Annotated in this window: 7 protein-coding genes; 2 read left to right on the top strand and 5 right to left on the bottom strand. The window is 35.7% G+C overall.

Annotated elements, in window-relative coordinates; genetic code table 11:
• Position 1: 1 nt before the first annotated feature.
• A complete protein-coding gene (locus tag WC623_RS01275) occupies positions 2–1,087 on the top strand; it encodes a hypothetical protein (protein ID WP_372847719.1) in 1,086 nt (361 codons plus the stop codon).
• On the top strand, positions 993–3,329 hold the full coding sequence (locus tag WC623_RS01280; protein ID WP_372847720.1) for a hypothetical protein: 2,337 nt from the start codon (positions 993–995) through the stop codon (positions 3,327–3,329). The genes WC623_RS01275 and WC623_RS01280 overlap by 95 nt, the downstream gene beginning before the upstream one ends.
• A 124-nt stretch (positions 3,330–3,453) precedes the next feature.
• Here the strand turns inward: WC623_RS01280 and WC623_RS01285 are convergent, their stop codons facing one another.
• The 5 genes from WC623_RS01285 to WC623_RS01305 are packed head-to-tail and all read right to left on the bottom strand — an operon-like array spanning position 3,454 to position 11,923.
• Positions 3,454–4,713 (bottom strand): amidohydrolase family protein, encoded by a 1,260-nt coding sequence (locus tag WC623_RS01285; RefSeq protein ID WP_372847721.1) that lies wholly within the window; start codon positions 4,711–4,713, stop codon positions 3,454–3,456.
• A 28-nt stretch (positions 4,714–4,741) separates the two neighbouring features.
• Positions 4,742–5,878 (bottom strand): redoxin domain-containing protein, encoded by a 1,137-nt coding sequence (locus WC623_RS01290; protein WP_372847722.1) that lies wholly within the window; start codon positions 5,876–5,878, stop codon positions 4,742–4,744.
• Between the two features lie 12 nt (positions 5,879–5,890).
• Positions 5,891–6,988 carry a redoxin domain-containing protein gene (locus WC623_RS01295; RefSeq protein ID WP_372847723.1) on the bottom strand — a complete coding sequence of 366 codons (1,098 nt, stop codon included), beginning with the start codon at positions 6,986–6,988 and terminating at the stop codon, positions 5,891–5,893.
• 2 nt (positions 6,989–6,990) lie between these two features.
• Complete coding sequence (locus tag WC623_RS01300) at positions 6,991–8,391, bottom strand: RagB/SusD family nutrient uptake outer membrane protein (RefSeq protein ID WP_372847724.1); 1,401 nt, start codon at positions 8,389–8,391, stop codon at positions 6,991–6,993.
• Between the two features lie 16 nt (positions 8,392–8,407).
• Positions 8,408–11,923, bottom strand: coding sequence for a SusC/RagA family TonB-linked outer membrane protein (locus WC623_RS01305; protein ID WP_372847725.1), 3,516 nt, complete (start codon positions 11,921–11,923; stop codon positions 8,408–8,410).
• Between the last annotated feature and the right edge of the window lie 15 nt (positions 11,924–11,938).

The raw sequence follows: 11,938 nt of genomic DNA on the forward strand, positions 1-11,938 counted from the left end.
ATTGAAGCATTTTGGCGAAGTTATTGATGCATTTTCAAATATGGTTATTGCCCCATCTATTTTACGCATTCTTACGATATTCTGTCTGATTATTATAACAGTCTTTTGTAGTTCTTGTAACAAAACACAGAATACAACAACTGCCTTTTATTATTGGAAACAGAGTTTTAACTTGGATGAAAAGCAAGATAACTTACTTAAAACAACAACATCCAATAAGCTCTACGCTCGTTTTTTTGACATTAAATGGAATAACAAAAAACAAAACCCTTATCCCGAATCCATTATTAGCTTTAAGGATAAAGCGTCTTCCTTTGAAATTACCCCAGTTGTATTCATTACTAATCAGACTTTTGAAAAATTACACCAATATGGTGTCGATAGTCTTGCATTAAAATGTAATGATCTTATTAGTCGCATTGCACTTAAACATGGAATAAATTATAAAACCATACAAATAGATTGCGATTGGACCTTGGGCACAAAGGACAAGTATTTTAATTTTTTAAATTCATTGAAAGCGCTCAACAAGAAAACATTAGAAGTAACCATCAGGCTGCATCAGGTAAAATACCAGTTTAAAACCGGAGTGCCTCCAGCAGATCGTGGTGTTCTTATGTTTTACAATATGGGACAATTATCAGCAGACTTAAGTGCACCTAATTCTATTTATAATGCGGCAGATGCAGCGAAATATGTGAATAGTTTAAATAACTATCTCTTGCCTTTGGATATTGCATTACCTGTATTTTCATGGGCATTACAGATCAGGGATCATAAAATAATTCAGATATATGGAAAAATGGGGCGGGCTGAATTAAGTAACACAGAGAATTTTAGTCCAATGCAGCAAAAAGACTCTTACAAAGCTATACGCTCCTTTTTTACTGGTGGTATTTACGTAAAAACGGGCGATCTTTTTAAACTGGAAGAAACAAATAAAGTATTACTACAACAGGCGGCAAAACAACTGGCCGCTCATCTTAATAAAAATGAAAAAAGAACAATCATCTACTATGAGCTGGGCAATCTCAATTTATCAGCATTTAAAGCACAGGATTTCAAAGAAATTTCTGCTTATTTTTAGTCTCGTTGGCCTAACTGCAGGTGGGGGAATAGTATGGGCATGTGCCGACTATGGCTATGATTATGAATATTCGAGTTTTAGTCCGGAAGCATTTGTATCTAAAGAATATACGCCTTTCTTTTATGCCGAATATATTTCTTATTACGGCGAAACCTATCCTTTTGTAACAAGTAATACTCGGTTTAACAATGTAAATATCGACGACTGGTACACTTACTTTAAGAAAAAGGTTGATAAGAAATCTTTGGAATATCTGTTAACCAAAGCTAGTTATAAGGGTATTGATTCGGTGTATGATAACATTAAAGGAAAAATAGCAGTGCTTCCAGATCAAATGCCACAATTAAGATCTTTAAAGTTAGACAGCAAAAAGGCCAATGCTTTTTTCGACTATTTGTTATTAGCTAAATCTGCTGAAGCTTTTGCAACTGCAGATGATAATTATTACTGGGACCTTAAAGCCCCCGAAGCTCCATCTGTTAAGCTGGAAAAACCTATGATGGAGCGTTTTAAAAATGTAAAAGACCCATTTATTAAACAAAGATTATGGTTTCAAATGGTCAGGTATTATTACTTCTTAGAAAAGGGAAATGCTGATGTATCAACCCAGACTTCAAAAACACTGAGCATATTTAACAGCTATAAAGATACTTTTCCAAAAAACATGATGTACTACCGTACTTTAGGTTATGTTGCAGGATGGTATTATAAAAAAGAGGACTATGCACAATCGAACTACCTCAATAGCTTGTGCTATAACTATTCCTGGGAAACTAAAATACCAGCAGAATGGAGTTTTCGTCCGCAAGAAGAAAAAGATTGGAATAAGACTCTGGACTTAGCAAAAAGCACAGCCGAAAAAGTTACGTTATGGCATTTACTAGGTATACATTATGACCCGCAAAGGGCCATCCAAGAAATCATCAAATTAGACCCAAAATCAGAAAAGCTAGACCTACTATTGGCTAGGGTTGTAAATAAAACAGAGTATCTTCTTGGAAATCTTTATCAAACAGAACCTGACTCAGCAATAAAAGAAAGCTTAAAACAAAATACAGCTTTAATAAGTGACATCGCATTAAAAAACAATACTGCCAAACCCTACTTCTGGAACATGGCTGCAGGACATTTAAAAGTGATGAACAATGATTATGCAGCAGCAAGAAGTTTTTATAATGCCGCTAAAAAGCAACTTCCCAAAGGAGATAAACTTATTCTTGCTCAATACAAAATACTAGACTGGACTTTATATGTAAATGAACTTAAAAAAATTGATGCTAAGGTCGAGAGCCAAATTATGGAGCCTTTAAATTGGTTTTCGGATCTTAAAATAGAGAAGGATAGTGTTCCATCTTTGAGATTTTACAAAGCATTAAACGAGAGTATTGATAAGATTTCTGAACTATATAAAAAGCAGGGAGATTTTGTTAAAGCAAACGCCTTTAAAAGCTATAATGACTTTTATACAAATAATAATAGAATAGAGCAGATGAAAGTGTTGTTGCAAAAAGAACAGAAAACACCTTTTGAACAGGCTATGCTTCGTTATTACCCTTTCAGTACGAGTGACCTTTATTACCACCAGGCACTAGTTCTTGCTTATCAGGATAAAATTGATGAGGCCATAATGATGATGGAAAAATCCGATAGTGAGGGCTTCTTGATGCCCGCCAACCCTTTTAATATAAGGATAAATGATTGTCATGATTGTGACCATGCGAAGAAACAAAGCAAAGACATATATAGTCTTGATTTATTAAAAACCATACAAAGTATGAAAGCTGAAATAAAGCAAGGTAAAAACGTCTATAATAATGCGCTATTACTTGGCAATGCTTTTTATAACATTACGTTTTATGGTAATGCCAGATCATTTTATATGGCTAAAACAATGCAAGCCGAAGGTTCAACACCGTTTGAATTGCCAAGTGCTTTCAGATCGATGTTGTTATCGAATAAAGTTTCTGAGAAGTATTACCTGATGGCAGCCAATGCGGCTAAAACTAAGGAGCAGAAAGCAAAGTGTGTTTTTATGGCAAGCAAGTGTGAACGCAATGAAAGTTATAACAGGATTTATAATAAACCGGAAAATGCAAACGCAGGCTATTGGAATGTAGATATTGAACCCGTTTTCTTTGGAAAATATTTCTCTACTTTAAAGAGTCAGTACAATGATACCCAGTTTTATAAGGAGGCTTTAAAAGAGTGTGGCTATTTTAAACGCTATGATGATAAACATTAGATTAAAAAAATATTTAACCGCATACAATAATATGCTTTATTAAGCGTCTATATATTTGAGAGCGTTAATTTAGATGGGCGGGAATGACCGGTAGGGTTATTCCCGCTTCTTTTTTATAAGTATTTTACTTTTTAACTATTTTGCCTTTCTGGATTACAAATTCCGGTTGATCAAAGGTTTCCAGAGATTTAGTCGGATCAGCATTGAGAATCAATAGATCTGCTCTTTTTCCTGCACGAACTACTCCCCTGTCTTTTAGTCCTGTCACCAAAGCACCGTTTAATGAAGCTGCTTCAATTACCTGAAGATTAGACATTCCACATTTAACTGCTAATAGTTTCATTTCATCCAGCAAAGGAACACTTTCATTCTTTGAAGGAAAAATCCAATCTGTTCCAGCTACAATTTTAACTCCTAACTCATTTGCACGACGGGTAATCAGTGCTGCATTCACCATCTTGTTATTCTCTGCATGGAAAACAGTTGGGTCTAAAAAAGTACCACGCCTTTTCATTTCCGATAACATCTGGTCACGAACATTAGTATCCAGTTTTAATCCTTTATATAGTTGCGCCCATGCTGCGCCTATTTCAATCGTATCGCCTTTAATCTGCTGAAAAACCAGATCATTGGCATGCGACATACTATTTACATTAGATTGAGCGACATCCATTGGCTTGGATGGGAATATAGCACCATGAGCCCAGGCCAATAATCCTTGCTGATGTGCTTCATTGGTAATTTCACGAATTAGCTCTTTGCTAAGACTTGCATATATTTTTATTCCTGTAACACCTGCTTTCTTTGCATCTGCAATCGCAGGTTTTACATCTGCTTTGGAGCTAATGGACCGATACCAGGAAGTTTTACCTAAATCTTCTTCACCTTTTCTACCCGCACCCATCATCGCAAAATATCCAGGTCCAGCAAATTGTGCAGCATAATACATATCAGGTCCGGGCACCTTACCTTCCTGAACTTTCTTTTTACACTCAGCAAGGAAAGGCGCATTACCTGCCATATCTCTTACTGTAGTGATACCATGAAGCAACAGATTTTTCATGATACTGTCTGTTGTAGCATATGCCTTTTTAAGATCTGTTAAATCACCTGTTCCTAAATGCACATGTGAATCCATCAAGCCAGGAGTAATAAATTTACCTGTGCAATCTATCACTCTGGTTTTTGCATCAATTGTTTTCGGCACAGCAGCAGATATTGAATAAATCTTTCCTTCTTTAATCAGCACTGAGCCTTTAAACGGCTTCACATTCGCATCACCATCAATAATAGTCGCATTTTTTAATAAGATTGACGCAGGAGTCTGAGCATAAACTGCTACCTGCCACAATAAAAGTGACATCAATATTTTGATCTTAATCATCCGTTTATTTTTAAAAGTTTAGCCTGTTCTATTTTATAAATTTCTCAAGCGCCTGCTCCAATGCAGGCCCTCTTAAATTCGTCGCAATGATTTTTCCTTTGGGATTTATTAAAAAGTTAGCCGGAATCGCCTTAATCTCATACAAACTATTTACCGCAGCTTTCTTATCATTTAATAATTGAACCCATGGCATTCCATCTTCCTGAACTGCTTTTCTCCAATCTGCTTCTTTAGCATCTAACGACACCCCTAGTACAGTAAAGTCTTTTGCTTTGTAATTATCATAAGCTTTTACTACTGTAGGATTTTCTTTCCTGCATGGCCCACACCAACTAGCCCAAAAATCTAACAAAACGTACTTACCCTTAAAAGAGGTTAAGTTAACAAGCTTTCCATCCAGGTCTTTCAACTCAAAATCCGGAGCCTGCTGTCCAACTGCAATTGACTTTAACCTGTTTACTTTTTGCTGAATCTGTTTCAGATAATAGCAGTTTTGAATAGAAGGATCAAACTCTTTTAAAAAGGTTTCCATTTTTGGGACATCGTCAGTAGACATGGTATATAAACTTGCCATCACCGCTACAGGCATACTCTTACGATGTTTTGGAATAAGTGCCGTTATTTCCTCTTGCTTTTGCTTGAATAATTTATCCAGTTTATCTCCCGCAGCTTTTAATTTCGCCATATTTTCAGGAGTCTTCGCTACGTTATTATACAAATTGAACGCCTCATTATAGGGCTTAGTCGCAGCTTCAATAGCTTTATTCGCTTTTAAATTATCGTATATATTATTATACTCATCACTACATGACGAACCCTTAAGCTTAGTTAACGTCATATTTTTCTCTTTAACTGTTGCCTGGATTTCAATTTCAGGACTACATACAAAAAAAGATATCACAGGTCTATTCATAGAAGGACCTAGCTTACCCAAAGATGGTGCATGCAAATAATAATACCGCATGTCTCCGATCTCCATATCTGCTACAATTTTAAATTTACCATTATGAGCCTCGGTTTTCATGATAACACTCTGGTCAACATTTAACAGCACCAATTCATTATTCCCAAGGTTTTGTATCTCTCCCTGAATGGTTACCTTTTTAATTTGTGCATTGGCAGTTAAGGCCAGCAGAAGGCTGAAACCCAATAGTATTTTTCTCATGATCAATCGCTCTTATTTTAAATTTGTATGTAAAATCTCTTCCAACTCTTTTTCCGAAATGTTTTGTGCAATCACCTTTCCTGACTTATCCAAAAGAAAAACTGTTGGTAAGCTTGATACACTATATTGACTTGCGACTGGAGAATCTTTTATGCCGGTTAGCTCCGATACCTGAAGCCAGGGTAATTCGTCCTTCTTTACCGCAGCCTGCCAAAGATTCTTTTTATCATCCATAGAAACAGAAATGATTTCGAAGCCTTTGTTTTTGTACTTATTATAAACAGGTTTTATTTTCTGATTAGCTGCCCTGCATGGTGTACACCAGGATGCCCAAAAGTCGACCACCACATATTTACCTTGTAATGAAGATAGTTTTACACTCTTTCCTGATAAATCTTTGATACTAAAATCAGGGGCTGTTTTCCCTACCAAAGAAGCGGCATTTTTCTTATTATACTGATCGGTTAGCTTTGTATAAACATCTGAATAAGCCAATGATGGAGAAAAAAGTGCTTTCATTTCTGTCAGTTGTTTCAGGTTCATCACATCAAAGTGTGGACGCATCACATGGAGCATTGCTAATGATGCTGGATACTTACGGATGTATTTATACTTTATTTCCATCTGCTGGTCATTTAGCACATTCATCTCTTCCCCCTCTTTTACTCTTTCTTCTTTGGGCAACTTTTCGTATCGGAGGGACAATTCCTGTAGTTTGGTATTTAAGACTTCACTTTCTGCTTCATATGCTCTTTGTATCCCCATTTCAGTTCCTCCGATTACTTTGTCCTTAGTTTTCCAATCAGGATACATCAGTACATTGTATTGCTCATTTTCAAGGAATAGTGACAATGATTTCCTTACTTTCTTAATTTGTATGGATACTGATAGCGGATGATTTACTTTCCCTTGAAAGCTAAACTCGCCATTGATTACTGTAGTGCTATCTAATAGCTTCCTTCCCTGATCAAAGCTATAGAGATAGGCCATAGATGGCTGGTTTAGACCAGCCATCTTTCCTTTTATCTGATATCCTTTTTGGGCAAAAGCAATTGTAATTGTAAAACATAACAATGCGAATGTGCCAGCAATACTTTTACTATTAAACATAATTACCTTGGATTTGGAAGAATTCCCGGATTGATTTTCATTACATTTCCCGGAATTTGTTGTACAAAAATATTAGAACCAACTTCCAGCTTATAAGATGCAGCGGTATTATCACGGGTATAAGTACGTCTAAAACGACTATCACTATCTAATCTTCGCATATCAAACCAACGCAAGCCTTTACCAAATAGTTCTCTTCTACGTTCTTCAATCACTAATTTTAACGCCTCATCCGATGTAGATGCTGTCAAATCTGCATAATCATCTTCTGTAAACCTCTTCTTTCTTAAATCATTCAATAATTTAAGTGCTGGAGCAATCTGACCAGCACGAGCTTCAGACTCTGCAGAGATCAACATCATCTCAGGAACACCAATATTAAAATTAAGGTCTGAAGGAATATATAGTGGATAAATATCAGGGTTAGGTTTTCCATTCCTATCCAATGTAGTAAAGCCAAATACATAACGTAAATCTTTAGTACCAAGTAGATTCAAAAATTCAGGAGAAATAGAATGATCTCTTAAAATGTTTGCAAAACCAGTAGTTTTAAGTGAAATCATTTCTGGATGCTGGTGATTTAGAGGCTTGCCATTTATGCCTGCAAGTGGTTTTAAAGGATCTTTAAATTTTAGCGTATTATAATCTAACAAAGTACTTTTTAATGCTAAAGCCATATTGGCATATTTTTTTGCTCCGGGAAAATTATCCATGCTTTGATAGACTCTTGCCAATAGTGCAAATGCAGCTGTTTTGTCATTTCTATAGACATTCTTGGCTTCATCAGGTAATTGATCTTTAGCTTTCAATAAATCTTGCAAAATCAATTCATATACCGCAGCAACAGTTGCTCTTGTAGGTTTTGCTTCCAGATCTGCAACCGTAATCAGTGGAACACCCAAATCTGTATCTGCTTTTCCTGCATTATAATCTTTTGCATACAAATTCACCAGACACCAGTAGGCATAAGCACGGTTAAAATACGCATCACCTAAAACCTCTTTACGTTGTTTTTCAGTACCATCATCCAGTTTTGTTACGTTCTCAATAATGATATTTGCATTAAAAATATTATTGTACATAGGATCCCAGCCACTATCAGTTTCTGTAGATAAATAAAACTCCGGCATCCATTGGTAGGCTTTAGTAGTCGCCTGCGTTAATGAAGTTTTAATCCTATCATCCCTAAGAAAAATATTATCAGATAATCTTTCTAGCATTGCATTACTATTACTGGAATAAGAAGGATTAGAAGAGAGTTCTTCATAGTCCTGAATAAATTTAGGAATGAATTTTCCTTTTGGTGTTACCTCCAGAAATTTCTCACAGCTAGAAAATGTAGTTGCAGCAAAAAATAAAAGAAAACTATATCTTTTAATCTTTATGTATATTGATGTTTTCATTTTTAAATTGAAATAATTAAAGACCTATATTAATTCCAAATGTGGTGGTAACTGGCTCAGGCAATGCATATATGGATGCGACCCTCGATCTTGAATCTGTACCAATTACTGCTTCAGGATCAATCCCGTATTTATTCTTTTTAAACAAATACAGATTGTTCATTTGTGCCACGATTCTAATTGATTTAAATGGTGTGGATTTTAACAAGTTACTATTAAAACTATATCCAAATTGCACTTCTCGTAAACGTATGAATGAAGCGTCAATGATACTATTGGTGGATCTAGTTGCAGCTCTACCATAATAATCACTTAAATATTGCATTTCAGGAATTGCGGGGATATCTGTAATCAACTCATCCCCGGCTTTACGCCAGCGTTGAGCAATTTGATTATTATAAGCACCACTCCAATCATACCCATACATATCAGGCATTTCACGACGTACCACATGTCCATAATTAAATACCAGAAATGCCATGGCATCAAAGCCTTTGTACTTAAAAGTGTTGCTCCAACCTCCTGTTAATTTAGGTCTTGCTGTTCCACTGTAGATCAATGAGCCTTCAACAGGCTCATAAATTTTATTACCATCAGCATCATACACCTGAGGACGTCCCTCATGATCTAAACCAGCCCATTTATAACTCCAAACAGACTCACGGGCATAACCTTCTAGAAAAGGAACTGTTCCATTAGGGCGGTTAATTGCGGGATTGGCATCAGTAATCCTATTAAAAGTTACCTTATTTTTATTGTATCCCAGGTTCAAATTACTAATCCAACTAAAGTCAGGTGTTCTGATGATGTCTGCTTTTAATGCCAATTCGATCCCCTGATTAACCATGTTAGCAGCATTAACACTTGCACTGGTCATTCCAACTGTCGGGTCAAGATCCTGACTTCCTAGTAAATCATAGCTATACTTTCTGTAATAATCCAATGAAATTGATATACGTCCCTTCAACATGCCTATATCAGTACCTAAGTTAAAGGTTCTAGAGCGTTCCCACCTTAATTTAGGATTTGGAGGTGTATCTAAACGAGCTACATTATCATTTATAACATTATTAAAAAATCTTCTTGCAACCAAAAATGTGGTAGATTGAGTGTTTCGATCAAAGTTCCCTGTTAAACCGTAAGTCATCCGCAAACCCAGGTTTGAAAACAATTCTGATTTAAAAAATTCTTCATTACTAATATTCCATTGTCCGCCAACAGACCACAATGGCGTTTTTCTAAACTTAGGATCAGCTCCAAATAAGTTAGAATGATCAGTTCTATAGCTTCCACTGAGAGTATAACGATCATCAAAAGTATAAGCTAGAGTAGAATAGAAAGAATATTCCCGGTTATCTACAAAAGTAAAAGCGTTATAAGAATCTGCATAATAGTTATGCTTTTGATCATCATACCACCATATTATTCCATCTGAAGCTAGTTTAGCCGCATCAATATTCCGAGAAGTTAGTAGATCGTCATTATATCCCAATTGTCTCACCAGACTAGTCTGTGATACCGTTTTTCGTAAATCAAAACCTCCAATCACATTCAAATAATGCTTTCCTTTAAATGTATTTGAATAATTAAGTTGATTACGGAAGGCATAGTTTTTATAATTTGCAGTACCTAAATCCAAAATATCACCGTATGGTATATTGTCATTAACTAGATCCCCTTGTTCATCAGTAGAACTCATGTAATTGACCAGATCACGTACATAAAAACTATTCTTATTTTTCAAATTCTTATTGTCCGATGTTGTTTTTTCATATATAAAGTCATTCGATAAACTTAAACCCTTAACAATCTTCCAATCTGCTCCAACTCTTGTTTTTAAACCCCAGCCGGAAGTTTTATTATTAGCGATGTTGTTCTCCTCCAATAAATTGAATCCATTATCCAAATACCCTAACCCCATAAGCCGGTCATTTTCAATCTTATTAAAATCCGAATAATCATAAACGTAATTCCCTCCTTCATCCAATAGCATTTGGTATGGCAATAAGCTACGGGTTGCAGACTCTATACCTGAATAACCAGATTTTCTAGAGGTATAAGTGGCAGAAAGATCTGTACGAAGGCTTAAAAAATCAGTTACATTATAGGTATTTCTATTACTGATGGTAAATGCATCTGCGTCATTCCCCTTAAATCCAGATTTATCTGATTTATAGTTCCCAGATAAGAAGCTTTGGATTTTATCAGAACCACCAGACAAAGAGAAGAAGTGACTTTGGCTTACACTTGGGCGTAACAATAGATTGTCAATCTGATCTCTGTTAGATAAACCAGCAAGCTTTGCTAAGCGATCATCTCTTTCCTCTAAAGTGATGTCTTTACGATCAAAATCATTAAAAATTCCAATAGATTGAGAATATCCAGAAGGACTTCCATCAAAAATGGGAGCCATGATATAAAACTTATCATATTGTTCCTTTTGGTAGTCAATTATTGCAGGTGCATCAGCACGTCTCAATTGGCCATAATCAGGCCTATTGGTAATTCTTGTATTTCCTGAATAATTAACCTGTATTTTACCCTGTTTTCCTTTTTTTGTGGTGATGACGATGACTCCATTTGCTGCTTGCGAACCCCAAATAGCCGCAGCTGCAGCATCTTTTAGTACTGTTATATTTTCAATTTCATTAATATCAGGCTGGATGGTACTGGCAAAACCATCAATAATAAAAAGGGGTTGAGTTCCTGAGCGCAATGAGCTACCTCCTCTAATCTGTAAATCATTTGCACCATTTACTCCCTTATACACACTTAATCCCGGTATCGTTCCTTCCAGTAAACGATCTAGCGTTACATTATTTCGCTGTTCAATGTCCTTTAAATTTAATCCCGAATATGCCCCCGTTGTATTTTTACGTTGCAAACTTTGATATCCAGTTACCACTACCTCATTTAAAAAAGCTACATCTTCTTTTAAAGAGACATCTAACCTGGATTTTCCATTAACATTGAGTTCTTGCTTTTCAAAACCAACATAGGTGAATTCCAACACATCATTATCATGCACATGTATTACATACTTACCATTTATGTCTGTAGCTGAAATTGTCTTAGCAAGTTTTGCTTTTACCACTACCCCTGGAATTCCTCGTCCATCTTTATCTGTAACAATACCGCCTATATTATGAGGATCAGCATCTTTTTGCACCTTTAGGTTATTAACCCTTGGCTTAATCACCAAATGATTATCTATAAGCTCATAAGTATACTTATTGGCAAGAATAATTTTCATCAACTCATCAAGTGTAGCATTTGATACATTAATATCAATTTTCTTAGCTGCATTGAATTCATCATTGCTATAGAAAAAATCTAAACCTTTTTGTTGCTCTTTCATTATTCTGAAGAGTTCGCGAACAGTTATCTGTTTCTCTGAAATGGTAAATTTCCCCGACTGTGCAAATGCACTTACAGGCAGTGTGCAAATAAAAATGAGGTATAGCAGGAAAAACAACCTGCCAAGTTTTAATAAGCGCTCTATACGCCTACTTTTAGTAAAAGTTTGGTTCATAAATTAAAGGTTAGT

The sequence above is a fragment of the Pedobacter sp. genome (genome assembly GCF_041645105.1).
Taxonomy (GTDB): Bacteria; Bacteroidota; Bacteroidia; order Sphingobacteriales; family Sphingobacteriaceae; genus Pedobacter.

Coding starts and splice junctions, on each gene's coding strand:
- WC623_RS01280 (WP_372847720.1), top strand. CDS start 993: ATGAAAAAAGAACAATCATCTACTATGAGCTGGGCAATCTCAATTTAT.
- WC623_RS01285 (WP_372847721.1), bottom strand. CDS start 4,713: ATGATTAAGATCAAAATATTGATGTCACTTTTATTGTGGCAGGTAGCA.
- WC623_RS01290 (WP_372847722.1), bottom strand. CDS start 5,878: ATGAGAAAAATACTATTGGGTTTCAGCCTTCTGCTGGCCTTAACTGCC.
- WC623_RS01295 (WP_372847723.1), bottom strand. CDS start 6,988: ATGTTTAATAGTAAAAGTATTGCTGGCACATTCGCATTGTTATGTTTT.
- WC623_RS01300 (WP_372847724.1), bottom strand. CDS start 8,391: ATGAAAACATCAATATACATAAAGATTAAAAGATATAGTTTTCTTTTA.
- WC623_RS01305 (WP_372847725.1), bottom strand. CDS start 11,923: ATGAACCAAACTTTTACTAAAAGTAGGCGTATAGAGCGCTTATTAAAA.